We start from the raw sequence: 25887 nt of genomic DNA on the forward strand, positions 1-25887 counted from the left end.
TAATATCTTAGTTTTCATAATATTTGTGCGGTTATTTTTTTTTCAAAAAAAAAACCTCCATAAAGGAGGTTTCTAACGAGATATATAGGTTTTAATTTTTTGCTGCTTCAGGAGCTTTTGGCAATTCTTTTCTTGGAATTTGCGCGTCTCGCTGTGCGGTATGGTAGACGAAGGAGGCGACAATCGTGGCCGCTCTTTTTAAGTCTTCTTCTGCCAGGCGGTCAAAAGTATCCTGATTGCTATGATGTGTGCGGGTATTGTAATCCATCGGATCCTGGATGAACTGGAATCCTGGGATGCCCAGGGCATCAAAGGCGAGGTGATCTGTACCTCCGGTATTGTTGAGGGTCACTGTTTTTGCACCCAGGTCCTGAAAGGGATTCAGCCATTCCTGAAAAATAGGCGCAGCAGCAGTATTTCCCTGGGCATAGATTCCTCTGATGGCACCTGTTCCGTTATCAAGGTTATAATAAGCACTGATTTTTTTCTGGTCTTTGGTCAAAGTCATGGTTTTAGGATCACCGAAGTGTTTGGCTACATAACCTCTGGAACCATGAAGTCCTTGTTCTTCTGAACTCCATAATGCGATTCTGATCGTGCGTTTAGGTTTGAAGTTAATGGTTTTCAGGATGCGCATGGCCTCCATCATAACCGCAGCACCGGCAGCATTGTCTGTGGCACCGGTAGCGGAATGCCAGGAGTCATAATGCCCGCCAATCATCACGACTTCTTCTTTTAGTTTTCGGTCAGTACCTGGAATTTCTGCAATCACGTTATAGCCATTTGGGTCCTGATCGTAGAAGGAGGTTTTAATATCGGCCTCAATCTCTACTTTTTGTCCGGCACGCAGTAAGCGCAGGATGTGCAGGTAATCTTCGGAAGAGATTTCCAGCTCTGGTGAAACTGCCGGCGCATCCAATGCATAGGAAGCACCATTGCTGGTAAAGAAGGTGCCATAGCTGCCCCTGGCATACGTAAGGATCATGCCTACTTGTTCATCCTTCAGGAAACTGGCCATGGCGGCGCGTGTGGCTCTCATTTTCATCATCTGGGCCATCATATTGTTTGCCGCTCCTGCACGCGGAGAACGCTGCCCCTGGCCTTGTAAATCTGCAGCGGCCATTTTGCTCAAAGTGGAATCAGAATGGCGAACTACATCCGGCTGGTAGGAAGGCGCTAAAGGCTGCAGGGTAATCTGGTCAAAGAGCACGATTTTTCCGGCTAGCTTTCCTTTGTAGGGAGCGAGGTCGGTCACTGTATCCGCTTTGAGCAGGATCACTTCAGATTTTATCGGGCCTTTGGTACCTGGAGTCCAGGCTTTAGGTGCGCCAATAATTGCATGATAGTAAGGAAGGGTGGTCGCTGCATAGTATTTGTCGATTTGCCAGCCTTTCCCAAATTGACCCCAGGCTTCTAATTGTACATTTTTTAATCCCCAGGAAGTAAATTGCTGTACGGCCCAGTCCTGCGCACGCTTAAGGCCTGGTGAGTTGGACAATCTCGGCCCTGCCACGTCGGTGATCTGGAAGGCAATGTCCATAACTTTTGAGTTTTCCAGTCCTTCCTGGCGGATTTTCTGGATCGCTGGCAAGTCTAGCTTTTCCTGTGCAAACAAGGAGATGCTGAGGCTAATGGCCAGCGCGGTAAGGGTAAATTTTCTCATATAATAAGGTTCTTTTGGTCTGTTTGATTACCTGAATTTACAGGAAAAGACAATGGCTTGTATTTTTTTAGCCAAATTATTACAGCAGGGGGGCTTGTAAAAAAAAAAGGGCGGTACTAGACCACCATTTTCTGACATTAAGTAAACTAAAAACTATATTTTTCCCTTTCGGATGGTGAGGTTTATAGCCGATCCTAACAGGAGATCTGGAATTTCTTTTATTTGAAAGAAATGCTGCTTACCTGTGCAATTCCTTTTACGGAAGTGTTGGCTTTTGCGGCGATTTCTTCATCTTGTGCATGGCTAATGCTAGTAGCAATGGTCAGCACCATCATCATGAATACAGGTACCAATAACAATAAGAATGGAGATACATTTGCTAATCTTTTCATGATGTTTGTATTTATAGATGCAGTTTTCATAATTGTTTCGTTTTGATGAAACAAATAGAATAAAATAAAAAATACTGCTAAAATCTTTTAGACCAAGCACATATTATCCTAGATAAACGCCTGTTTAAGCAAGTTTTGTGATTGATTGCCTGATTTGCCGATTTGGTAGAAAAATAATGCCCGTTCGTCGAAAGGAATTACCTAAAACACCGAAAAAAATATACTTTAGACGTATTAAGTAACTAAAATTTCTGAATGAAAAACAAAGGGCCTCTTATTGTACATCTGATTTTTTGGTCGTTCATTATATTTCTGCTGGTATTGAGTGTACTCTTTTCTAAAGAACCTCAGACTGTATATACGATCGCTGTTAATTTTGGATATTCCGGGCTGATCAATATTTCCATTTTTTACATCAACTATACCTTACTGATTCCTTTACTGGTGAAGGAGCAGAAGAAGTATGGCCTTTACATGGGTGCGATCTTATTGCTGATTGTGGTGATGAGTGCGATTAAAACGGTATTGGCAAGTTTAAATGCAGACATCGTATTGCTGGTGAGCGATGGGGGTAGAAGGGAATTTGTAACGCTGGGCAAATATGCATTAGCGGCTGTATTTACTTCCGGATTTTTTATTGTAGTCAGTTCCCTGCTTAAATTCGGGATCGACTGGTTTGGGAATGAACGCATTCAAAGGGATCTGGAATCTGAGAAGAAAGAGATGGAACTTCAGTTTTTGAAGTCTCAGCTGAATCCTCATTTTTTATTCAATTCCCTGAATAATATTTATTCCCTGGCTTATCAGAAGTCGGATAAAACAGCAGATGCCATCATGAAACTTTCAGAGATCATGAGGTACATGATTTATGAAAGTAATGACAGCTGGGTATCCCTCAGTAAAGAAATTGAATACCTGCACAGTTATATAGAACTGCAGAAACTGAGGTTCAGAGATGGTGCTGCAGTAGAGTTTCAGCTGAATGGCGAGATTGATGACCAGCAGATTGTTCCCCTCATTTTAATCTCTTTTGTGGAGAATGCATTTAAGCATGGGGTGGCCAATGATCCCAAAGATCCAATTAAGATCAACATCATTGCCAATCAAAAGATCCTGCATTTCAGTATCACCAATAAGAAAAACCAACACAATAAGGATGAGGTAGGGGGCGTAGGCCTAAACAATGTAGAACGTAGGTTACAATTGTTATATCCTGACAGATATAAATTAAATATTGTAAATTCGGCTACCCATTACACGAGTGAATTAATGCTAGATTTATGACAAAGTTAAGATGTATAGCAGTCGATGATGAACCATTGGCGCTGGATATTATAGAAGATTACGTGTCTAAAGTACCATTCTTAGAATTGGTCAAAAGAACAGAAAATGCGATTGAAGCCTTACAATTGGTACAGGCAGGTGGAATTGATCTGGTATTCCTGGACATTCAAATGCCTGAGCTTACCGGAATTCAGTTTCTCAAAATTGCGAATGGTAAATCTAATTATATCCTGACTACCGCTTACTCTCAATATGCCTTAGAAAGTTACGATCTGAATGTTTCCGATTACCTGCTGAAACCGATTGCGTTCGACAGGTTCTATAAAGCGGTAGAAAAAGTACATAACCAACAGCAGAAAGCGGTGGAGCAGAGTCCTCCTCCAGCCCCTGTAATTGCTGCTCCAGTGGCAGCGCCAGCACCTACTGCACATCCGGTACAGGATTTTATCTTTGTGAAAACAGAGCATAAAATCCAGAAGATTCAGCTGGATGACATTCTTTATATCGAAGGCTTAAAAGATTATATCTCTATTTATACCAAGGCAGAAAGGGTGATTACCCTGCAAAATATGAAGAAGATGGAAGAAACCCTGCCGAGCAGTCAGTTTATCCGAGTGCATAAATCTTACATCATCTCCCTGGATAAAATTGAAAGTATTGAGCGCAGCAGAATTACCATTTTCGGTAAGGTCATCCCAATTGGAGATACTTATCGTGATGAGTTTTTCAAGCGTATCGACAACAAGAACATTTAGAATTACCGAATATTTTCAGGAAAGGCTATTGGCCCAATTTGTGGCGAATGGCCTTTTCTGCTTCCTGAGTTACCTCCTCAGGACCTTTACCTGCAGGCTCTATTGGCGTTAATACGGTCCATCGGATCTTTTCCCCAAAGCTTAATGGATAACTTCCATATTGTACCAGTTTCCATGAATTCTCAATTGCAATAGGCACAATCAGTGCATTCGGCACCTTTTTAAGTAAAGTGGCAATACCACCTACATGAAAGGGTTTCAGGAGTCCGTCTTTAGAACGGGTACCTTCTGGAAAGATCATTGCCGACCAGTTGTTTGCTTTCATGCGTTCTCCCAGTTTGATGATTTCTCCAACCGCTTGCTTGCTGTCTTTACGGTTGATATTGGCACCACCACCGTGTTTCAGGTTGAAAGAGATGGAAGGAATGCCTTTGGTCAGTTCAATTTTAGAAATAAACTTGACATGGTATTTCCTTAAAAACCAGATCAGTCCCGGAATGTCATACATACTTTGGTGATTGGCAATGAAGATGATCGGGCGGTCTGTGGGCAGGTCCTGGGTATTAATGAAGTTAATGGAAGCACCCATAAACAGGTCACAGTAGGTGAGGCAGAAATTCAGTGCATCTACGGAAGCTTTATGTGCTTTATAGCCAAAAACATGGAAACAAATCCATTGAACTGGCTGAAAAATAAGCAGGCTGAGTAGAAATAATATATAAAATATCGGGCTGAAAATATATCCTAAGAACTTATTCATAAAGGGCTATGGTATCGTTAAATATGAGTTTCCTGTAAAAGTATTTTGGTTTTAAGAATGGCGGCAACGCTCATGCTATCGGTAATTTCACCGCTTAAGACCATTTGATAGGCGGCTTCGAAAGGAAGTTTCTTGATTTGAAGCTGTTCTGTCTCTTCGGGTTCAGATTCGCCAAATTTGAGGCCTCGGGCGATATAGATGATGGCCAGTTCATCGCTCACAGAATTGGATAAATGCATGCGCTGGATTTCTTCCCAATGGGCAGCGATAATGCCGGTTTCTTCCGCGAGTTCGCGCTTTGCGCTGTCTAGAGGATCGGCATCTAGTGGGCCTCCACCTTCAGGAATTTCCCAGCTATAAGCTTTCATAGGAAAGCGGTATTGTCCAACAAGCCAGGTGTTCAATTGATCATCTAAAGGAAGGATACCTATAGCGTAGTTTTTAAAATGTACTTCGCCATATATTCCTTTGCCTCCAGATGGATTGAGCACCTGGTGTTCTGTTAATCCGATCCAGTTATTTTCATAGACCTTTCGGCTTTCCAGAGTGGTCCAGGGATTTTTTTCTTCCATGGACGCAAATATACTTAAAATGACTCTTCATCGGAACGCATTTCCGACTGGTCAGGTTTTTTGCCTTTTTTGGACTTGAAATCAGTTTTTCCGAAACGGTAAGAGTAGGTAATGTTACCCATCGTTCCCTGCATGTAACGTTTGAAATCGGTAATAGAGTTGTTGGTGCTGGTGGTCATGCTCCAGGCACGGGTATTGAAAATATCCCTTACATTCAGACTTAAAGATGATTTCTTGTTTTTAAAGTCGTATTTAGCACCGGCATCCACACCATACATGGCATTTCTGGTTCCCTGTGCCATCACCTGACGTGCACGATAATCTCCTTTTAGCTGTAACGTAATCCCATAAGGCAATACGAAGTTGTTAGTTAAATTGGCATTCCAGGTAAAACCAGAGTTTTCTATGATTCCAAATGCAGGAACACCGTTGATTTTACTCTGGTATAAATTGGCATTGGCCGTGAAATTCCATGCTTTAACCACGTCAAATCTACCGATTAACTCTAGTCCGCTGGAGATTTCTTTGGTTAAGTTTTCAGGAGTGGTAATGGTAATTCCATTATCATCAGGTTCTGTTCTGATCCTTTGGATCACATCATTTGTTTGACGCATGTAAGCGGTAGAAATGAAAGTTACCTTTGGCCAGAATTTGCTGTAGCTCAGTTCAAAGGCATGTACATCCTCCGGCTTAAGGTTAGGATTCCCCTGACGGTAGTTTAATGGGTCTGAAACATCAAGGAAAGGATTGGTATCCCAGCCTCTCGGTCTGTTTACCCTTCTGCTATAGCTCAGCTGTACCTGCTGTTCTTTTTCTAGTTTTTGTGTTAAGAAGATACTTGGATATAACCTGGTGTAAGCTACTTTTCCAGGGATATAACTCAGTTGGCCAGCAGTGTTGTATACGCCTAATTTAGTATCTAATGTCGCATCTTCCGCTCTCAACCCTACCTGATAACCGAAGTTTTTAACGCTGTTCTGGTAGTTGGCATAAATAGCATGTACCTGATCCTTACTGTTAAAATCATTGGTTAAATCCAAATTTGGCCGGTATCCTTCCACATTGTTGTGGTAGGTTTCGGAGAAGGTACTGTTTTCTGCAATGCGAATCTGACTGCGGTAACCGGCTTCCAGTTTTCCTGTTTTTCCTATAGGCAGTGTATAATCCGTTTGTGCGTTATAATTTCTGTTGAGGCCGCTTCCATCGTTACGGATCAATTCCGGACGCTGACTAACCGGAACACCATCTACGTTATAAATATCCGTATTGTAGAGTTGTAGGTTGTCATTGGTTCCCTCAGAAAAACTCAGGTTAAAGGTGATTTCTTCTCTTGGTTTTTTGAATTTATGGCTGTAATCCAGGTTTAGGTCATAACTACCGCCAGATCCCAGGTTGGAATTTACTCTGTTGCTCAGTTCCACAGGCTGATTCAGCGCGTTTAACTTATTGATGTTCAGAAACTCGTTTCTATCGTTGTCTCTCAGGTTAAAACCTGCAGCAAAGCTCAGCATGTCTTTATCTGTCAGGTAATAATCCAGACCTGCTTTCGCATTGTGTCCTTTATCTAAAGATTCTGAAATCGTATTCTGATTGGCAAAGGCAATTGGGGAGCTAGAATTCAGGTAGCTGATGTTGTTATAACCACCACCATTTCTGTTGCCATAGCGATAACTGTAATTTCCATAAAGGTTTACTTTGCTGTTCTGGAAGCTTAAGCTGGTACTCGCATTGTAATTGTCGCGGTTTCCGGCAGTTAAAGCCAGGTTTCCGTTTAGTCCTAATTTCTTGTTTTTCTTTAACACGATATTGATGATCCCTGATTGGCCTTCCGCATCATATTTCGCAGATGGGTTGGTGATCAGTTCGACACTTTCAATAGAGCTTGCCGGAATAGACTGCAGGATTTGCGCCACATTTCCGCCAGCAATCAGCGAAGGTTTTCCGTCGATCAGTACTTTAACCCCCGTAGAACCTCTTAAGCTTACATTTCCTTCGATGTCTGTGGTAACAGAAGGTACGTTTTGTAAAAGATCGGAAGCCGAGCCACCCTCACTTACTAAACTTTGGTCCACGGAGAATATTTTCTTATCCACGCCCAATTGTATGGTGCTTTTTGGTGCGGTAATCGTTACCTCATTCAAGGCTGTTCCTTTGGCAGTGCCCATTTTGATGGTGCCCAGGTTGATGTTATTGACTGTGCCATTGATCGAGATGGAGTCGCGAACCATGGTTTGGTAACCGACATAACTCAGTTTAAAGGTAAAAACTCCTTTTGGCAAGCCTACCATGGATAAATTTCCGTTGATATCAGTTTGGACACCTTTTACCAGTGCTTTGGTTTTCCTGTTGAGGATAACGGCCGTGGCAAATGGAATGGTTTCATTGGTTTTTGCATCTACTACTTTTGCGGTAATCTTACCGTCGCCGGTAGTCTGAGCATTAAGTTTTACAGTTGTAATACAAATTGCAAGGGCTAAAAATAGTACTTTGTGTAACGGATTCTTCATCGGAACTTTCTCTCTTAGTTTTGGTGTTGTTTAGGATGGACAAAGAAAGGGGCCCGAAGTTTAAAAAGGGAGTCGTAACTATTTTATTACAGCTTAAATATGGTAAATTACAGTAATATTTTTGATAGCGATGGGATCAGCTATGCGGCCTATCGGGAATTGATAGATCAGCTGCTGCTGGAAAAGAAGACAACGGGCGAAGATGATTCGGAAGCCATGTTGCATTATACGAAGATGAATGTGCAGAGAATGAGTCGGGTAGATAAAACGGTGGCGTTAAATGCAGACCTTTTAGAAGCCTTGAAAAACCTTAAAAAAAACTATCGTTTCCTGGTGATCTCTGAAGGATGGTGTGGTGATGCGGCACAAATTGTCCCGGTTTTTAATAAAATTGCGACCGCTTTCCCGGAAAAAATAAACTTAAAATTTGTTTTGCGAGATCAGCATTTACCATTGATAGATGCACATCTGACGAATGGTGGCAGAGCGATTCCGGTATTACTGATTTTGGATGAGGCTGGACAGGTGGTTTGTAAATGGGGACCTCGGCCGAAAGTGCTGCAAACTTTATTAAAGGAATGGAAGAATGCCAGCACGGATATGCTGCGGATCGCCGAACAGCTCCATGGCTGGTATGCCAAAGATAAAACGCAAAGCACACATCAGGAACTTCGCGAAGTGATTCAACAGTTAGATTAAATCGACACTAAAAGGCCTGTGAAATAGGTCTTATACCGGATCAAAAGAAACAATAAGGGAGGTTTTAGTCGACAGTAACGGTTAAACCTTCCTGTTGTAAGATTTTACGGTAAACTTCCATTTCCGTGAAGGAACCTTCCAATACCGCACATTTTCCTTTGTTATGGACTTCCATAGCAATTTTCTCTGCCTGGCTTTCTGAGTAATCCAGGTATTTCATCATACAGTAAATGACATGGTCGAATGTGTTTACATCATCATTCCAAAGGATCAGCCGATGGACGGTTTTTAATGAGGTTAAGATCTCTTCTAATGTAAAGGTTTCTTCTTTTGTTTCTGTTGACATCTTACAAAAATAAGCTAATTTCAAAATAATGTTGTAGTTAAAGTTTATTTTGCTTAAAATTTGTATTAAATCCAAATATGATGCATCGTTCAAAAATCGCCGGAATAGGTTATTACGTGCCTAAGAATGTTTATACCAATGATGATTTGTCCCGTTTCATGGATACAAATGATGCCTGGATACAGGAGCGTACCGGAATAAAAGAGCGCAGATTTGCAGATCGCCTGGAAGAAACGACCACCACAATGGGCGTGGAAGCTGCGAAAATTGCCATCGAACGTGCAGGAACAACCGCACAAGACATCGACTTTGTCATCTTTGCCACCTTAAGTCCGGATTATTATTTTCCTGGATGCGGCGTTTTGCTGCAGCGGGAAATGAAAATGAAAGAGATTGGGGCATTGGATGTGAGAAATCAATGTTCAGGATTTGTGTACGCCCTTTCTATCGCCGATCAGTTCATTAAAACCGGAATGTATAAGAATATCCTGGTGGTGGGCAGTGAGAAACATTCTTTTGCGATGGATTTTGAAACCCGCAGCAGGAATGTGTCTGTGATCTTTGGTGATGGTGCAGGAGCAGTGGTTTTGCAGCCTTCTACAAAAGACGGACAAGGAATTATGAGTACGCATTTACATAGTGATGGTGCAGATGCAGAAATTCTGGCCATGTATTATCCAGGTGCAAGTGCTAATAAATGGCTGAAGGACAAGCCTGGGTACCCGGACCAGGAATTAGGGGGATTATTTATGACCACAGAGCAGCTGGAAAGCGGCGCTGCATTGGCGCACATGGATGGTCCCGCCGTCTTTAAGAAGGCGGTTGTGAAGTTTCCGGAAGTGATCAAGGAAGCGCTGGAAGCCAATAACCTGACACCTGCAGACCTGGATATGCTGATTCCGCATCAGGCAAATCTAAGAATCAGTCAGTATGTACAGCAATTGCTGGGATTGAGCGACGATCAGGTCTTCAATAATATTCAAAAATATGGAAATACCACCGCGGCTTCTGTGCCGATCGCTTTGTGTGAAGCATGGGAGGCGGGGAAAATTAAAGAAGGCGACCTGGTATGCCTGGCCGCCTTTGGATCAGGTTTTACCTGGGCCAGTGCTTTAATCAGATGGTAATTTTTGCCAGCAATTGAAAGTTATTTGCTTTCAATTGCTGGCTGATCTATTTTATGGGAAGGCCTAACTTCCTTTAGCCGATTTCGTCATTTGTGCAAACATATCCCACATGTTGTCCGGGATGGCTTCGAGTCCGTTAAACTGACCGGCGCCCTGCAGCCATTCTCCGCCATCAATACTGATGACTTCCCCATTGATATAGCCAGCGAAATCACTGATCAGAAAGGCAGCCAGATTGGCCAGTTCCTGATGTTCTCCAACACGTTTCAATGGGACCCTGTTTTTAAAGTCGAATTTCTCTGCAAGATCTCCTGGTAACAAGCGCTCCCAGGCTCCTTTTGTAGGGAATGGCCCCGGAGCAATGGCATTGGTACGAATGCCGTATTTACCCCATTCCACTGCCAAAGATCGCGTCATGGCCAGTACACCACCTTTTGCACAGGCAGAAGGAACCACATAGGCAGAACCGGTAAAGGCATAAGTAGTGACAATATTTAATACGTTAGCACTCTGTTTTTCTTTGATCCAGTGTTTGCCAAAGGCCAGTGTACAGTTTACAGAACCTTTCAACACAATGTCAATTACCGTAGAAAAGGCATTGGCAGAAAGACGTTCGGTAGGGGATATAAAGTTCCCAGCGGCATTATTCAGCAAGACGTCTACTCGGCCAAAGGCTTTCAGGGTTTCTGCAAGCACGTTTTCTACCTGTTCATATTCACGAACATCGCAGGCAACGGCCAATACTTTACCACCGGTTTCTTTTTCCATTTCTGCAGCGGTCTTTTCCAGGACATCAGCTTTTCTGCTGGTGATGACCAGATTGGCACCAAGTTTCAGGAAATAGGTACCCATGGCTTTGCCCAGGCCGGTTCCGCCACCAGTAATGACGATTGTTTTTCCTTTTAAAGCGTCATCTCTTAACATAGGTTGATTGTACATGAGCTATTTTTTTTGCAGGTTATCAATGATGGTTTTCAAAATGTTTCTGGTGGTTGGTGCCCACCATTGTTTCAGCATAATGGCCAGTGCTTCTGTTTGGTTGGCACGAGTGGCGGCAATCAGGTCTTTTCTGATGTTCAGCTTACTTTGTTCCCAGGTATTTCTTTCCATGGCCATATATTTTCTGATCTTGCGTTCTGCTGCGGTCAGGATGCTTTCCGGATTGATCAATTCATCTACCAGCCCAATTTTAAGCGCTTCCTCCGGACTGAATAGTTTCCCTTCCAGCAGACTTCTCGTGGCATGGGCCGTTCCAATCCAGAACGAATACAGGCTAAAAATGCTTCCGGGCACAATGATGCCCACCGGAACCTCATTGAGGCCGATAATCGCTTTTCCTTCCGACATGATTCTATAATCGCAGGCCAGGGCAATCACGCAGCCTCCAGCCGGACTATGGCCATTGATCGCCGCAACCAGTGGTTTACGGAAAGCTGTGATATTGGCCGTAAAGTCAAGAAAAAGGTGCCAGAAAGATTCTGCTTCTTCCTCTGAATAACCGTAAAGCTCAATTAAGTCCAGCCCTGCAGAGAAGAAATTCTCTTTTCCAGTGATGATCACTCCTGCAATATTGGGGTCTGAAGAGATGCTGTTCATCATGTCATTCAGTTCGGTGATCATCTCCCGGTTTAAAGCGTTGGACCTTCCGCGGTCTAGGGTAATCAGTGCTAAATGGTCTTTTATAGTGACTTTTATCGTATTCATAGGTTTGTTATTTTACTTCATAAGTGTAGACCGTTCTTGCCAGGTGGCCCATCAGGTCCATTCCTTCCAGAACGACTCTGTAAGTACCTGCCTCGTCGGTATTAAAGAATGTGAAATTAGTTTTTCCTGTGGCATCGCTCAGCAGCTGCGGGCCCCAATATACGGTAGATCTGAAATCTGGTGTGTTGCCAGGTTGAGGAACATCATATTTAGGCGAATAAAAATCTTTTGGAACGGAATAGCCTCTAGGATTAAAAACGATGAGCCCCGGTGTAGGTACAGCGGAAAAATTGCCAACTCCACGCTTCGTGGTGATCACCAACACACCTCCTGCACCATTGCTGCCATAAATGGCGGTATTTCCGATGGATTTAAGGATTTCAATCGTTTCAATATCTGGGACGTTGATGAAATCAAGGTCCGCATCCTGTAAAGGCATTCCATCCAGAACGATAGTCATCGGAATTCTTCCCCCATTTCTGGTCAGGTAGGCTTTCCCATTGGTAATGATCAGTCCGGCAATACGGCCTTGTAAACACATGGAGAGTTGAGGACAGGTAGAAAGTTGTTCGGCAGTAATGACCGCATCTGCTCTTCCGTTTCCATTTAAGTTCTGCGAGTTTTTGACCTTTGGTTTTTCCTGTGTGATTTTCACTTCTTTTAATTGTAATACCTTTTGTAATAATCCACGCTTGCTCTGGTCATCAAAATAGTTATTGCTTTGTTTTAAGTAGGCAGACAATGCTTCATTAACGTTGATTTCTAGGTCTCCAGTATTTTTGCTCTTCGTCACAATCTGTCCGGGAACCACATCCATTTTTACATCCAGTCGGGTTTTTCCCTTAGCAGTTCTTGCCTGGATGATGAATTTAGGATCATCAAGGAAAAGCAACCGATCGAAGTTAAACCTTCCTTGTGCATCTGTTAAGGTATCCAGCGTGAAGAATCCACTTGCTGTAGAAAGGAGTGTCACTTTGGTGTTTGGTACAGGTTTGCCTCCATAATTGACAATCGTTCCGCTAAAGCCTAAAGATTTTTCCGGTTGGAACTTGATGATCGGAGGGGTGTTATTGATGACATTTTTCCACAGGATTCTGCTCCATCCTTGCGTCAGCATCAGGTTGTCCATGTTTTGGATCACCTCTGGTCCTTCTTCAATAAAGTAATAATTGGGTTTTTCAATATAGCCAATCAGGTCGGAGGTAAGCAATAGGTTGCTGAGGATATTGCTTTCCGTTTCCGGCTCGGGTTTCACCGCATTGTTATTGGTTACCGCAACGGAGAACATGCCTTGTACTGGTGTTCCATTAAAGGTACTGTTGAGCTGGATGTCAACTTTCTCTCTTTTTGTATAGACTTTCTTCCCGGTGCTCAGCTGGACGTTTACCCGGTCTGCAGGATTATAAATAAAAGCTAATCGCTCGGCAATAGGCTTGTTGTCTTCAGAAAACAGGCTGAGCTGTAAAATGCCTTCCGTCAGTTCCTTTTTAGGAATGGTGACGGTGGCAAGCTGGTCTGCCATAGAAACAATCGGGCTGAAGATCACATTGCCATCATGCTGACCAACAAGTCTGAGCTTTGCAGGGCCAGTCAGGTCGGCACTTCTCATAATTTTGATCGTCAGCTTGTCTTTGTCGGTGCCAGTTACAGCCATGGTATAACCAGTACTTTGTACGATTGGAAGGTTAAAATCTTTTTCTGAGCCATCCGCAAATTTCACTTTGGCGATGTACCTGACGCCACCCTGAGGATTGATCACAAAGTTGCCCATGCCCAGGTGTTTGGTTGCAAAGCGATTGATTTCTAAGCCAGTCTGGTCCACAATGACCCCAGTGATGTTCTCGCCCAGGCCTGAGGAATTGACGGCTTTTACTGCCATTTTGGTCGGCAACCCCTCGATCAGGTTTCCGCTTTCCGGGAAAAACTGTACGTCAATTGATTTGGAAGTGGCTATGATTGGAATTTCACGGGTTACTTTTTGGTCTTCTCCCAAGTTGATGGTGGCCACAATCTTTCCTCGTTTATTGAGATCCGGCCGGGTGTTGAGTACGCTCAGTGCTATTTCTCCCTTTTCATTGGTGGTGGCTTTGCCCTTGAGAAAGCTTTTGGAATCCAGGATCACTTCATACCTGACTTCTTTCCCGGTATAAGGGTTCCCTTCTTTGTCTTTGAAGCTGATGTTTGCTGCCATCTTTTCGCCTTTATCTTCTTTACTATAGCTATAATTGGTATTGGTAAAGACTTTGTTGGTCCAGGAGTAACCTATTTTGATGGTCTTGTCGAAGAAGAACTCCGGACCGGCATTTCTCATCCACTGGGTATAGGCGCGGATTCTGTAATTTCCCTCTGCTAAGGTATCTGGCAGGCTAAAGTTTCCCCATGAAATGCCGCCTAGCACGGGAAGCTTCAATTGCTGCTGTACAGAATCTTTTTCGTTAATGAGCTCTACATACAGCAATTTGCTAATATCTGATGGCTCCTGACTGCTGCTATTGAGGAGGTAGGCTTTAAACCAGATGTTATCGCCTATGGCATAATAAGGCTTGTCGAGGTGAAGGTGAACCTTTTCCTGAGGATTCTTCAGATTGAACTCCTTCATCCTTTCGAGGAGGACATCAAAGTTATCGTTCAGGACTCCCGACGCAAAAGCGAGGAAGACACCGGTGATTAACAAAAGGGGATACAGCAATTTACGTTTCATATATTATGAGCATTAACAAAATAATAAAGCCTCAATATACAAATATTGAGGCTTAAAGTAAATTTAAAAGAAAGGGAATTAAGCGGTTAGAACTCGTTTTTCCACATCATGCTTTCCACCGGTTTAGTGGTCTTGTTGTTATATTTTGCATCTCCTTTATTGTTATACATGGTTTCAATTTCTCCATCTACAGCAAAATAGATCAGCTGTCCGATGGGCATGCCTGCATATATTCTTACTGGCTGTGCACAGGAAATCTCCAGTGTCCAGGTATTGCAGAAACCTACATCTCCTTTTCCGGCTGTGGCATGGATGTCGATACCCAGGCGACCAGTACTCGATTTACCTTCCAGGAAAGGAACGTGTGCATGAGTTTCTGTATATTCCAGGGTTACGCCCAGGTAAAGTGTGCCTGGCTGCAGGACAAATCCGTCTTTTGGAATCTCAAAGTTTTCAATTTTATTATGTGCCTTTGCATCCAGTACTCTATCGGTATAAGTAGCCAGGTATTTGCCTAAATGTACATCATAGGAGTTTGTACCCAGACATTCGGGCTTAAAAGGTTCAATTATGATGGTACCCTTCTCAATTTCTTCGAGAATTCGTTTGTCGGAAAGTATCATTTTATCAAGTATTGGGCTAAATTATGATTAATTTAAGATACTTTTGCATAGTTTTCTAAAATAGAGATGCCCGTAGTTTTTAATAAAAATATTGACGAGAATACCATACTTGCCGTATGGAAAATCGAAGAGACCGAAGAGCAGCTGCTTTCCGGCCTACAATTGAAACAGCATGAGCTGGATTTTATTTCCTCTTTAAGCAACGGGAAACGCCTGCTGCACTGGTTAAGCACCCGTGTATTGCTGAGAACCATGCTAAATACTTCTGAATATATTGATTGTCAGATGGATGAGCATGGTAAGCCCTTTCTACCCAACCTTGATTACCACATCTCCCTGAGTCATTCTTATGATTATGCAGCGGTGATTATCGGTAAAAACAGGAAAGTTGGCGTAGATATCGAGTTGATCAAACATAAAATCAAAAGTATCAGACACAAGTTTCTTTCTGATATTGAGCTGGCTCAAAAGCAAATTGGTGACAACATCAATGGCCTGTATGTTTGCTGGTGTGCCAAAGAAGCCATCTATAAATGGAATGGTAGAAAAGGCCTCGAGTTTAAGCAGGACATTTACATTAAACCTTTCAAATTAAAAAATGAAGGCAGTTTGAATGCACTGGTGACACTTCCTGAAGGGATGAAGGAGCTGACCGTGAATTACTTTAAAACTGCCGACGGCTATATGCTGGGTTATGTAGTCGCTTAATTTTCAAAAGATGAATAAGAAAGTAGCATTCATAGATTGGGGACTGACTGATTATCAGGAAGCCTGGGACAAGCAGGAAAAGATTTTTAATGAGACGATTGCGGTAAAAACCGGTAACCGGAATAATGGTACGGAATTGGAAACACCCAATTACCTGGTTTTTGTAGAGCATCCTCATGTGTATACCTTAGGGAAAAGCGGACATCCGGAAAATCTATTGCTCGATGAACAGGGACTGATCGAAAAAGAGGCTACCTATTATAAGATCAACCGTGGCGGCGACATTACCTACCATGGCCCCGGTCAGATTGTGGGGTATCCGATTCTTGACCTTGATAACTTTTTCACAGACATTCATCTTTACCTGCGCACATTGGAAGACGCCATCATGTTAACGCTAAAAGATTATGGCATTGAATCCGGCAGATCGCCTGGTTTTACTGGTGTATGGCTGGATGCAGATACAGATAAAGCGCGTAAAATATGTGCGATGGGCGTGAGGTGCAGCAGATGGGTCACCATGCATGGCTTTGCTTTCAATGTCAATGCCGACCTCAATTACTTCAAAAATATTGTCCCTTGTGGCATAGACGATAAAGATGTGACTTCGATGGAAAGGGAACTGGGGCGTAAACTGGATATCGAAGAAGTCAAAGGAAAGCTGAAAGGCCATATTGCCCATCTTTTTCAAATGGAGTTATTCTAATCTTCTTATCGTTAATTATAATTATTTCTTGGTTTTTTTACGTTAAATATTATCTTTACTGTAAAACAAAAAAATCATGAACTATAACAACGCGCTCTCTGATACCTCTGGAAGTTTCCTATTGGGTTTCGGTCTATTTTCCTTTGTACTGATTGTGCTGAACATTATCGGTATGTGGAAGATCTTCGTTAAAGCCGGAAAACCTGGCTGGGCATCGATCATCCCAATTTACAATACGATTGTCTTGATCGAGATTGTGGGTAAACCAACCATCTGGATTCTCTGGTTACTGATTCCATGTACAGCGCCTATTTTCAGCATCTGGCTTCTGAATTTACTGAGCAAAAGTTTTGGTAAAACGGAAAGTTACACGGTTGGACTGGTTTTACTTTCCTTCATTTTTGTTCCGATGCTAGGTTTTGGCAGTGCCAAATATTTAGGCCCTTCTGCGGCAGAAGCACAACGATTTAATGGTTTTGGCGGCAATGATCCTTTTAATCAGCCACCAGCTACCCCACAGTAATTGTTGAACTTAATGATATATCTGCGATCCGGCTGGTCTTCTTTTATAGCTCAGGCGGATCGCTTTTTTATCCCCTGCCCGGTCAAATACCTGACGGGAATAGATTGCCCGGGATGTGGCTTTCAAAGGTCTTTCCTGGCTTTAATCAATGGCAATTGGCAAGATAGCTTTCTGCTATATCCGCCAACCATACCACTTCTGCTCACTTTCAGCATCGCATTGCCTGCTCATTTCTTTTATAAGGGGAATACCGATAAACTCATTAAAGTGCTTTATCTGATCACCGGCACGATCATTCTGCTGAACTACGGTTATAAATTGTTTACAGGACATCTTCATACTTAGCCTTTCCGTATATCTATTTTATGAAATCCTTTCTGATATTTCTATCATTATTGGTATTATTGGCTTGCGAAAAAAATAATGCAAACACCATGATGCCTGCAGATACCCTGACTTATTTAGCCATTGGCGATTCTTATACCATTGGAGAAGCTGTTCCGCTGTCCGGTAATTTTCCTCATCAACTGAGCAAACTGTTAAAAGTCAAGGGGCTCGATGTAGGGACGCCAAAGATCATTGCCAAAACAGGTTGGACAACGTCAGAACTACAGCAAGGCATTAAAACTGCCGCAATAAACCAGAAATTTGACCTCGTGACCCTGCTGATTGGCGTAAATAACCAATATCGTGGGGAATCGAAAACGATCTACCGTAAAGAGTTTAAAGATTTGCTGGAAACTGCCATCGCATTTGCAGGAGGGCATAAAGCGCATGTATTTGTGGTCTCTATTCCAGATTGGGGGGCTACCCCTTATGGGCAGCAAAGTGGCAGGGATATTTCAGCTATTGCTGCAGACATTGATGCCTTTAATGCCATCAATAAGGAAGAAACACTGGCGCATGGCATCAGTTATACGGACATCACCGCAGCTTCACGTTTGGCAGCATCAGACGAATCTTTAGTCGCTTCAGATGGCTTACACCCTTCTGAGAAAATGTATTTGGATTGGGCAGTTCAGCTGGAACCAAAAGTAATAAAGGGCTTAAAATAAATTAAACCCTTTAATACTGCAGATTAACATTCCGGTAAACTGATCGGGATGTTGGTGGCCAACCCACCGTCGGAGGTTTCTTTATATTTGGAGTTCATATCCAATGCGGTTTCCCACATGGTATTCACTACGGCATCTAAACTTACTTTTGCTTTGTCAGGGTTACTCTGTAAGGCCAGCTGACTTGCAGTAATGGCTTTAATCGCACCCATGGTATTTCTTTCAATACATGGGATTTGTACCAGGCCTCCAATAGGATCGCAGGTTAAACCTAAATGGTGCTCCATCGCGATCTCTGCAGCCATTAACACCTGGCGCTGAGAACCACCTAAACACTCTGTGAGTGCCGCTGCGGCCATTGCGGAAGAAACACCGATTTCTGCCTGACAGCCACCCATTGCGGCTGAAATAGTGGCGCCTTTTTTGAAAATACTGCCTATTTCTGAGGCACAGGCAATAAACTGGGTGATTTTCTCATCCGTATAACCATCGCAGAAAGCAATATAATATTGTAATACTGCCGGAATTACGCCCGCTGCACCATTGGTAGGTGCAGTGACCACACGTCCAAAGGAAGCATTTTCTTCATTAACAGCCAGGGCAAAACAGCTCACCCAATCCAGGATATAGTTGAAACCATTGCCCCCTGCTCTGATGGCCATAAGCCAGGTTTCATAATTGGTATAAGTTTGATTTCCTACCAGTCGCTTATTCAAGGCACAAGCTCTTCTGGCAACGTTTAGTCCGCCGGGTAAGAATCCTGCTGTATGACAGCCTCTGTAGGTACAGTCTTTCATCACATTGAAATGCTGCATGATGCCTTTCCTGGTTTCGACTTCTGTACGCCAGGCCAGTTCATTTTCCATCACCACTTCTGATACCTTTAATCCGGTAGTCAGGCACCAGTGTAAAAGATCTGCTGCTTTCTCCACCGGGAAGGGCAGGTCAACCTGTTCTTTGTCACTGCCACTTTCTCCTTCTTTCACCACAAAACCACCACCTATAGAATAATAGGTTTCAGAAATTGCTTTTCCAGTATTCAGGAAGGCTTGAAAAGTAACCGCATTGGGGTGGAAAGGAAGACTTTCAAAGAAAAGGAAGACCAGGTCTTCGTCGTAATCGAAGCTGATGTTTTTTTCGCCGTTCAAGTTCAAGACTTTATAAGTTTTGATCTCTTCTACGGTAGAATCAATGGAGTTTACATCGAAGGTAACCGGATCTGCGCCAATTAATCCTAATAGGATGGCCACATCGGTTCCGTGTCCTTTTCCTGTTTTGGCCAGGGAACCATATAATAGAATTTTGACCTGCTCTACTTGTTCCAGCAGGTCTTGCTGTTTTAATAATGCAGTAAATTGCTGAGCCGCCCGCCATGGACCTAAAGTATGTGAGCTGGATGGCCCAACACCTATCTTAAAAATATCAAAAACTGAGATCTGTTCCCTTTGCATCTTACAAAGCTAAGATAGTTCCGGGACATTTTAAGCTATTTATTGGCCTGTAAGCTGATTTTGTGGGTGTTAATGGGGTTAAAAGTCAAAGGCAATGAGCTTTTTGTCCTGCAGCATGCGGTCTACAAAGATTTTATGGTTTTTAGGGCTTCCGATAGCGACCCAGGTACCACTGATGGTGCCATTGGCCAATTCCTGTTTCCCTCTGGTTAAACGCAGTCCTGAACCTTTAAGGTCCTCTTCATATTTTTCCAGGCTCTCCTCTTCATATTTCTTGACGATACGGTAAGTTCTTTTGGTAAATCGCTGCTCTACCATTTCCTCGAGATAAGGAAATATAAAGAGGGCGGCAAGTACGATGAGGGTGACGCCGGTGGCCTGCTCATAATATCCAGCTCCGGTAGCCATGCCAATTGCGGCAACAATCCAGATCACACAGGCGGTAGTCAGGCCTTTGACTTGGTTTTCTTCTTTAAAGATCACTCCGGCACCCAGGAAACCAATCCCGGTCACAATATTAGAGGCAATACGGTCATGACTCATGATACCGATTTTTATCGATAGGATGGTAAACAGGGTGGAGCCTAATCCGATCATGATCATCGTTTTTAGTCCGGCCTGCTTACTCCTAAGCTCTCTTTCCGCGCCAATCAGGCCACACAATAGGGTGGCCAGTAAAAACTTATTGGCCTCCGTTTGTGTCATAAAATGACTGTTTTCTAAAATGTTCTGCATAGCTTGTTGTTGGTTAAAGATAGCAAGCTTTCCTCATAAAAAACAAAAAGCCCCAGAATCAAAATTCTGAGGCTTTTGTAATTGTATTGGGTTGATGAATTACATCATTCCACCCATACCACCACCACCCATTGGAGGCATACCTGCACCAGCAGGAGCATCTTCTGGATCGTCAGCTAATACGCATTCTGTTGTTAACAACATCGCTGCGATAGAAGCTGCGTTTTCTAGTGCTACACGACCTACTTTAGTTGGATCGATTACACCGGCAGCGATTAAGTTTTCATATACATCAGTACGTGCATTGTAACCGAAGTCAGCAGTACCTTCTTTAACTTTTTGTACTACGATAGAACCTTCAATACCTGCATTCTGACAGATTTGACGTAATGGCTCTTCGATTGCGCGTTTAACGATAGCGATACCAGTAGTCTCATCATCATTCACACCTTTCATGCCTTCTAAAGCTTCGATAGCGCGGATGAAAGCAACACCACCACCTGCAACGATACCTTCTTCTACAGCTGCACGAGTGGCATGTAAAGCATCATCAACACGGTCTTTTTTCTCTTTCATTTCAACTTCAGAAGCTGCACCAACATAAAGAACTGCAACACCGCCAGCTAATTTAGCCAAACGCTCTTGTAATTTCTCTTTGTCATAATCAGATGTAGTGGTCTCGATTTGAGATTTAATCTGGTTCACGCGAGCTTTGATGTCATCAGAACTACCAGCACCATTGATGATCGTTGTATTGTCTTTATCAACAATAACTTTCTCAGCAGTACCTAGGTAAGTAAGGTCAGCATTTTCTAATTTATAACCTCTTTCTTCAGAAATTACAGTACCACCAGTTAAGATCGCGATGTCTTCTAACATTGCTTTTCTACGGTCACCGAAACCTGGAGCTTTAACAGCCACAACTTTCAGAGATCCACGGATCTTGTTCACTACCAATGTAGCCAATGCTTCGCCATCTAAGTCTTCCGCAATGATCAATAATGGTTTACCTGTTTGTACTTGTTTCTCTAAAATTGGCAACAATTCTTTCATGTTGCTGATTTTTTTGTCGTAGATTAAGATGTAAGGGTTTTCTAATTCCGCTTCCATTTTATCTGCGTTAGTTACAAAGTATGGAGATAAGTAACCGCGGTCGAATTGCATACCTTCTACTGTTTTTACTTCAGTTTCAGTACCTTTTGCTTCTTCAACAGTAATTACACCATCTTTACCTACTTTGCCCATTGCCTCAGCAATTAGGGAACCAATCACCTCATCATTGTTTGCTGAAATAGAAGCAACTTGTTTGATTTTGTTATTGTCTTCACCTACGGTTTGAGATTGTGCTTTTAAGTTCGCAACGATTGCAGTAACGGCTTTGTCAATACCACGTTTCAAATCCATTGGATTTGCACCAGCAGCAACGTTTTTAATACCTGCAGTTACGATTGCTTGTGCCAATACAGTTGCAGTTGTTGTTCCATCACCTGCGATATCTGCAGTTTTAGAAGCAACTTCTTTTACCATTTGAGCACCCATATTTTCGATAGGATCTTTTAATTCGATCTCTTTCGCTACAGTCACACCATCTTTAGTAATCGCTGGTGAACCGAATTTCTTGTCAATAATTACGTTACGTCCTTTTGGACCTAGAGTTACTTTTACCGCATTAGCCAAAATGTCAACACCTCTTTTCAGGGCGTCACGGGCTTCTACATTATATCTTACTTGCTTTGCCATTTTAAAATATTGTTATTAATGATTGATTGTAATAAGGTTGAATAGGTTAATTCAACGACTAAAGAATTGCGTAAAGGTCAGATTCACGCATAATAAGATACTCTTTACCTTCGAAAGTAATTTCAGTACCACCGTATTTACCATATAATACCACATCGCCAGCTTTAACGCTCAATGGGATTAGGCTACCTGTAGCTTCGGCATATTTGCCTGGGCCTACTGCAACTACTGTTCCTTGCTGAGGTTTTTCTTTAGCTGTATCGGGGATATATAGACCCGAAGCTGTTTTTTCTTCGGCAGGAGCAGCTTCAATTACTACTCTATCTGCAATGGGTTTAATGTTTAAAGCCATAACTTATTCTTGTTTTTAATTTTAAAATTAATGTAAGGATTACGTGCTCCCTATATATCAGTTTCTATGCCAAGCAGGTTTTGCTTGCCAAATTTACACGGCATTGTCAGCTAATAGATTAGACGAAACTATTTTTGTGTCAGAGTGGCAGAATTGTGAACCAAGGAGAGAAAAAATAAAGGCATAAAAAAAGTCCGGTATAAGCATACCGGACTTTAGATATTTTTTTAAAATCTCTTATTTCTTTGCAGTATCTGCAGGAGCAGTTGCTGGAGCGGTTGCCGCTGGAGCTGATGATCCAATTGGAGATGGGGTAGGCATTTTGTCCAAATGTTCCTGGATTTTAGAGTCTACAGCAGCTGCTGTTCCACCTGTTTTTGCAATGGTCGTAATAGATAATGTAAGCACTACGATTAATGCTAATAATACCCAGGTACCTTTTTCAAGAACATCACCTGTACGTTGAACGCCAAACATATTGCTGCCTGATCCACCTGTTGCAAGGCCACCACCTTTAGGGTTTTGTATCAAAACAAATAGCGCTAAGGCAATGCAGACAATGATTAGTAAAATAATTAAAAATAGCATAATCGGTTATATGGTTAAATTTTCTTTTCTATGGATTGGATAAGGTCGGCAAAGTAACGGCTTTTTTCTGGAAACTTCAAACTTAATTTTTCATAAGTCTCTATGGCCTTGTCGTAAAGCATTTGTTCGATATAGATCTTCGCCAGTGTTTCTGATACGAGGTCATTATGATCTTCTGCGCTCTTTTTAGCCTTGTTTTCGGTATTGATGTGCTCGGCTTTCGGCGGACTGATCTGCGGATCATTTTTCAGGAAGCTGTCAATGATTTCAGTTCCTTTAGTATTCAGGTTTCCCGGAATATATTCCGCTGCAGGTTCGTCGGTCAATGGACTTTGTAAATGGAAGATGTGTTCCACATATTGCTGCTGCAGTTCATTAGCCTTGCCCGGCTCATTAGATTTAGACTCCTGTGCTTCCGGACTTGCCTTTGGCGTGGTATAAGGCTGAAAAATCTGCTGGTATTCTTTCCTGGTTTTATGTAACCACCACAAAAAGGTGAACGGCAACTGGTCGTCATCATATTTACTGACGATCACCGGGTCTTCCTGTTTGGCGATTTCCTTTTCTATGGCAGCCAGACGTTCTTCTTCCCGTAAAACGGATTCAGGAACAGGTTCTGGACTAAAGTTATCCTGAAAAGCGAAAAAGTCGGTAGATACAATGTTTTCCAACACGAAATCATCAGTCTCCGGCATCAAATCTTCCATCACTGGATTTGTTTCTTCTGATTCTGCCGGTACTTCATCCAGGACAATCTCATCTAATGTTTCTGCCTGATTACTCAGCAGGTCGAAAGCAGGAGATAAAACAACATTGAATTTTGTATCTACTAAATATTCCGGTTCGTAAATGAAGTTATGGAGCAATTGTCCATTTGTATATAAAGCAGCGGTAGCCAGGAAGCTGTTTTCTTCTGAAGCTTCCAGATTGGCTTTCGCCAGTAAAAGGTGCAGTGGTTGAAAATACGGATATTTCGACACCAGATCTTTGAGCATAGGCGCATGATCGGGTCTTACCTTTTCAGGTTCCGCTAATAATACTTCCAGTTCTTGTCTCATGTCTAATTCCTGCTCCACGTTGCTAAGTTAACAATTGAATTTTCAAATTCTACCAATTTGCAAATGCGCGGTTAAAAATATCTGTTGTAATCAAATCCATTACTTTTTTGATATTATCCGCTTCCAGTTGAGTGGCATTACCACCCGCTGTTGGATAATCAGAATAACGTTCAATAGGCTCTTCAAAGCTCATTTTGGGATTCAGGTTGTTGGTGTATTTTACATTGACACGAATGGTCAACCTGTTTAGCGGAGAGGTATTCCCAACGCCAGAGTTATTCGCATCCACAATCGTTGCCGGGCGAATGTCAAAATTGGTAATGCTGCCAGAAAAAACTGCATCCGGATCATTTGTCGTAATGTTCAGACGGGTCTGGTTACGAATCATGTTTTTTAATGCTTCCGTGAAGTTGGTCGACATGGTCGGGACTACTAAAGTTGCATTGTTTTCAAAAAAGAGCACGTTTGCTGTTTTCATCTCCGGCGGGATAGATGCCCCGCTAAATTTAATCGAACAAGCGCTGAAAAGGCCTACAACCAGCAGCAATAATAACTTTTTCATTCGTATGTTTTTAATTCTTTGACAATTGAGCTCAGACTAGCTTAGGTTGAGTTCTTTAATTTTTCTATAAAGCGTACGCTCCGAAATGCCCAGCTCCTGTGCAGCAAATTTGCGTTTTCCTTTGTGTTTCTTCAGGGCTTTTTTAATCAGGTCAGATTCTTTATCAATGAGCGATAATGATTCTTCCACTTCTTCCGCTTCCTGTGTATAGTTATAGTCTAAGGGCGCATTCTGAGCAGGCTTCTTAATGGTAAAAGTTGGCTCATTAACGGTTTGGTCTACTTCCTGATATAGCTGATTGATGTAATGCGTATTGTCGGCAATGATGTGAGAAGTATTTCCGCCGCTTTGAATGATCTCTGCAACCAGTTTCTTCAACTCCATCATGTCTTTCTTCATGTCAAACAGCACTTTGTAAAGGATGTCGCGCTCGGTATAATCTTCTTTAGAACTGCCATTGATCGCCATAGGCAAATTGGTAGCGCTTTCATTTGGAATATAATTCAGCAAGGCGGCAGCCGTCACATTACGGTCTTTCTCCAATACACAGATTTGCTCCGCAATGTTTTTCAGCTGTCGGACGTTACCTGGCCAGCTGTAATTGCTGAGCATTTGTATCGCATCCGGTTCCAGCTGGATCCCAGGGCTTCTGTATTTATCGCTGAAATCAGCAGAGAATTTTCTGAATAAAAGGTAGATGTCTTCTTTACGCTCATGCAAAGCAGGGATGCGCAAAGGCACGGTGTTCAGCCTGTAGTATAAATCCTCACGGAATTTACCCGATTTAACGCGGTTATACACGTCAACGTTGGTAGCGGCAATAATCCTGACATCTGTTTTCTGTACTTTAGAAGAACCTACACGCAGGTATTCTCCACTTTCCAGAATTCTAAGTAAGCGTGCTTGTGTACCCAATGGCAATTCGGCCACCTCATCTAAAAATATCGTTCCGCCATTGGCCACTTCAAAATAACCTTTACGGGCCTCATGTGCTCCGGTAAAAGATCCTTTCTCATGTCCAAAAAGCTCTGAATCTATCGTTCCTTCAGGAATGGCACCGCAGTTAACGGCAATAAATGCACCGTGTTTGCGGGTACTCATCTGGTGGATGATGTGAGAGAAGACCTCTTTACCACTTCCACTTTCTCCGGTAATTAATACAGACATGTCTGTTGGCGCAACTTGTCTGGCAATATCTATTGCCCGGTTCAATAGCGGAGAGCCACCAATGATACCGAAGCGGTTTTTAATGTCTTGTATGTCCAAAGTAATTTGT

General features: G+C 42.6%; 27 protein-coding genes. 9 read left to right on the forward strand and 18 right to left on the reverse strand.

Going from position 1 to position 25887, the window contains the following annotated elements; all coding sequences use genetic code 11:
* Nucleotides 1–91 precede the first annotated feature (91 nt).
* Both K7X70_RS11735 and K7X70_RS11740 read right to left on the reverse strand, forming a co-directional pair.
* Complete coding sequence (locus tag K7X70_RS11735) at nt 92–1663, reverse strand: M28 family metallopeptidase (protein ID WP_222537288.1); 1572 nt, start codon at nt 1661–1663, stop codon at nt 92–94.
* 218 nt (nt 1664–1881) lie between these two features.
* The gene (locus K7X70_RS11740) at nt 1882–2055 is read right to left on the reverse strand and encodes a hypothetical protein (RefSeq protein ID WP_157262555.1); all 174 of its coding nucleotides are present in this window, start codon (nt 2053–2055) and stop codon (nt 1882–1884) included.
* Nucleotides 2056–2310: 255 nt separating this feature from the next.
* On the opposite strand from K7X70_RS11740, the gene K7X70_RS11745 reads away from it, so the two are divergent.
* Nucleotides 2311–3339, forward strand: a complete 1029-nt coding sequence (locus K7X70_RS11745) for a sensor histidine kinase (RefSeq protein ID WP_222537289.1) — start codon at nt 2311–2313, stop codon at nt 3337–3339.
* A complete protein-coding gene (locus K7X70_RS11750) occupies nt 3336–4094 on the forward strand; it encodes a LytR/AlgR family response regulator transcription factor (protein ID WP_222537290.1) in 759 nt (252 codons plus the stop codon). The genes K7X70_RS11745 and K7X70_RS11750 overlap by 4 nt, the downstream gene beginning before the upstream one ends.
* 25 nt (nt 4095–4119) lie before the next feature.
* Here the strand turns inward: K7X70_RS11750 and K7X70_RS11755 are convergent, their stop codons facing one another.
* From K7X70_RS11755 to K7X70_RS11765, 3 genes are read right to left on the reverse strand one after another with little or no spacing between them, the layout of a single operon-like run.
* On the reverse strand, nt 4120–4854 hold the full coding sequence (locus K7X70_RS11755) for a lysophospholipid acyltransferase family protein (RefSeq protein WP_222537291.1): 735 nt from the start codon (nt 4852–4854) through the stop codon (nt 4120–4122).
* 17 nt (nt 4855–4871) lie between these two features.
* Complete coding sequence (locus K7X70_RS11760) at nt 4872–5426, reverse strand: NUDIX domain-containing protein (RefSeq protein WP_222537292.1); 555 nt, start codon at nt 5424–5426, stop codon at nt 4872–4874.
* Between the two features lie 14 nt (nt 5427–5440).
* Entirely contained in the window at nt 5441–7933 is a 2493-nt protein-coding gene (locus K7X70_RS11765; protein WP_222537293.1) for a TonB-dependent receptor, read from the reverse strand.
* Between the two features lie 99 nt (nt 7934–8032).
* Between K7X70_RS11765 and K7X70_RS11770 the strand changes: the two genes are divergently transcribed.
* Nucleotides 8033–8632: a thioredoxin family protein gene (locus K7X70_RS11770; RefSeq protein ID WP_222537294.1), complete on the forward strand. Its 600-nt coding sequence runs from the start codon at nt 8033–8035 to the stop codon at nt 8630–8632.
* 64 nt (nt 8633–8696) lie between these two features.
* Here the strand turns inward: K7X70_RS11770 and K7X70_RS11775 are convergent, their stop codons facing one another.
* Nucleotides 8697–8978 (reverse strand): ATP-dependent Clp protease adaptor ClpS, encoded by a 282-nt coding sequence (locus K7X70_RS11775; RefSeq protein WP_062550664.1) that lies wholly within the window; start codon nt 8976–8978, stop codon nt 8697–8699.
* 80 nt (nt 8979–9058) lie between these two features.
* Here K7X70_RS11775 and K7X70_RS11780 point away from each other — a divergent pair, with 80 nt between their 5' ends.
* On the forward strand, nt 9059–10105 hold the full coding sequence (locus K7X70_RS11780; protein ID WP_222537295.1) for a 3-oxoacyl-ACP synthase III family protein: 1047 nt from the start codon (nt 9059–9061) through the stop codon (nt 10103–10105).
* A 63-nt stretch (nt 10106–10168) separates the two neighbouring features.
* On the opposite strand, the gene K7X70_RS11785 is transcribed toward K7X70_RS11780, so the two are convergent.
* The 4 genes from K7X70_RS11785 to dcd form a co-directional block, all read right to left on the reverse strand.
* Nucleotides 10169–11044, reverse strand: a complete 876-nt coding sequence (locus K7X70_RS11785) for an SDR family oxidoreductase (protein WP_222537296.1) — start codon at nt 11042–11044, stop codon at nt 10169–10171.
* A gap of 3 nt (nt 11045–11047) precedes the next feature.
* The gene (locus K7X70_RS11790) at nt 11048–11809 is read right to left on the reverse strand and encodes an enoyl-CoA hydratase/isomerase family protein (RefSeq protein ID WP_222537297.1); all 762 of its coding nucleotides are present in this window, start codon (nt 11807–11809) and stop codon (nt 11048–11050) included.
* A 7-nt stretch (nt 11810–11816) separates the two neighbouring features.
* Nucleotides 11817–14510 carry a TonB-dependent receptor plug domain-containing protein gene (locus K7X70_RS11795; protein WP_222537298.1) on the reverse strand — a complete coding sequence of 898 codons (2694 nt, stop codon included), beginning with the start codon at nt 14508–14510 and terminating at the stop codon, nt 11817–11819.
* 86 nt (nt 14511–14596) lie between these two features.
* A complete protein-coding gene (dcd, locus tag K7X70_RS11800; RefSeq protein ID WP_062550660.1) occupies nt 14597–15133 on the reverse strand; it encodes a dCTP deaminase in 537 nt (178 codons plus the stop codon).
* A 66-nt stretch (nt 15134–15199) separates the two neighbouring features.
* Between dcd and K7X70_RS11805 the strand changes: the two genes are divergently transcribed.
* The 5 genes from K7X70_RS11805 (at nt 15200) to K7X70_RS11825 (ending at nt 18125) form a co-directional block, all read left to right on the forward strand.
* Entirely contained in the window at nt 15200–15841 is a 642-nt protein-coding gene (locus K7X70_RS11805) for a 4'-phosphopantetheinyl transferase family protein (RefSeq protein WP_062550659.1), read from the forward strand.
* 10 nt (nt 15842–15851) lie between these two features.
* Nucleotides 15852–16547, forward strand: coding sequence for a lipoyl(octanoyl) transferase LipB (gene lipB, locus K7X70_RS11810; protein WP_222537299.1), 696 nt, complete (start codon nt 15852–15854; stop codon nt 16545–16547).
* A 76-nt stretch (nt 16548–16623) separates the two neighbouring features.
* A complete protein-coding gene (locus tag K7X70_RS11815) occupies nt 16624–17070 on the forward strand; it encodes a DUF5684 domain-containing protein (RefSeq protein WP_222537300.1) in 447 nt (148 codons plus the stop codon).
* A gap of 12 nt (nt 17071–17082) precedes the next feature.
* Nucleotides 17083–17415: a DUF2752 domain-containing protein gene (locus tag K7X70_RS11820; protein WP_222537301.1), complete on the forward strand. Its 333-nt coding sequence runs from the start codon at nt 17083–17085 to the stop codon at nt 17413–17415.
* A gap of 20 nt (nt 17416–17435) precedes the next feature.
* Entirely contained in the window at nt 17436–18125 is a 690-nt protein-coding gene (locus tag K7X70_RS11825) for an SGNH/GDSL hydrolase family protein (RefSeq protein WP_222537302.1), read from the forward strand.
* A gap of 23 nt (nt 18126–18148) precedes the next feature.
* Here K7X70_RS11825 and K7X70_RS11830 read toward each other — a convergent pair whose 3' ends face one another.
* The 8 genes from K7X70_RS11830 to K7X70_RS11865 form a co-directional block, all read right to left on the reverse strand.
* The gene (locus K7X70_RS11830; RefSeq protein ID WP_222537303.1) at nt 18149–19576 is read right to left on the reverse strand and encodes an L-serine ammonia-lyase; all 1428 of its coding nucleotides are present in this window, start codon (nt 19574–19576) and stop codon (nt 18149–18151) included.
* 78 nt (nt 19577–19654) lie between these two features.
* The gene (locus K7X70_RS11835) at nt 19655–20311 is read right to left on the reverse strand and encodes an MgtC/SapB family protein (RefSeq protein ID WP_222537304.1); all 657 of its coding nucleotides are present in this window, start codon (nt 20309–20311) and stop codon (nt 19655–19657) included.
* Nucleotides 20312–20410: 99 nt separating this feature from the next.
* Nucleotides 20411–22051: a chaperonin GroEL gene (gene groL / locus K7X70_RS11840; RefSeq protein ID WP_222537305.1), complete on the reverse strand. Its 1641-nt coding sequence runs from the start codon at nt 22049–22051 to the stop codon at nt 20411–20413.
* A gap of 58 nt (nt 22052–22109) precedes the next feature.
* Complete coding sequence (groES, locus tag K7X70_RS11845; protein ID WP_062550653.1) at nt 22110–22403, reverse strand: co-chaperone GroES; 294 nt, start codon at nt 22401–22403, stop codon at nt 22110–22112.
* Between the two features lie 237 nt (nt 22404–22640).
* Nucleotides 22641–22991, reverse strand: a complete 351-nt coding sequence (secG, locus tag K7X70_RS11850; RefSeq protein ID WP_062550652.1) for a preprotein translocase subunit SecG — start codon at nt 22989–22991, stop codon at nt 22641–22643.
* Between the two features lie 14 nt (nt 22992–23005).
* Nucleotides 23006–24067, reverse strand: coding sequence for a DUF8458 domain-containing protein (locus tag K7X70_RS11855; RefSeq protein WP_222537306.1), 1062 nt, complete (start codon nt 24065–24067; stop codon nt 23006–23008).
* A 31-nt stretch (nt 24068–24098) separates the two neighbouring features.
* Nucleotides 24099–24611, reverse strand: a complete 513-nt coding sequence (lptE, locus tag K7X70_RS11860) for an LPS assembly lipoprotein LptE (protein ID WP_222537307.1) — start codon at nt 24609–24611, stop codon at nt 24099–24101.
* A 36-nt stretch (nt 24612–24647) separates the two neighbouring features.
* Nucleotides 24648–25877 (reverse strand): sigma-54 interaction domain-containing protein, encoded by a 1230-nt coding sequence (locus K7X70_RS11865; RefSeq protein WP_222537308.1) that lies wholly within the window; start codon nt 25875–25877, stop codon nt 24648–24650.
* Nucleotides 25878–25887: the final 10 nt, after the last annotated feature.

Origin of the sequence: Pedobacter polysacchareus, assembly GCF_019802255.1 — a bacterium.
Taxonomy (GTDB): Bacteria; Bacteroidota; Bacteroidia; order Sphingobacteriales; family Sphingobacteriaceae; genus Pedobacter; species Pedobacter polysacchareus.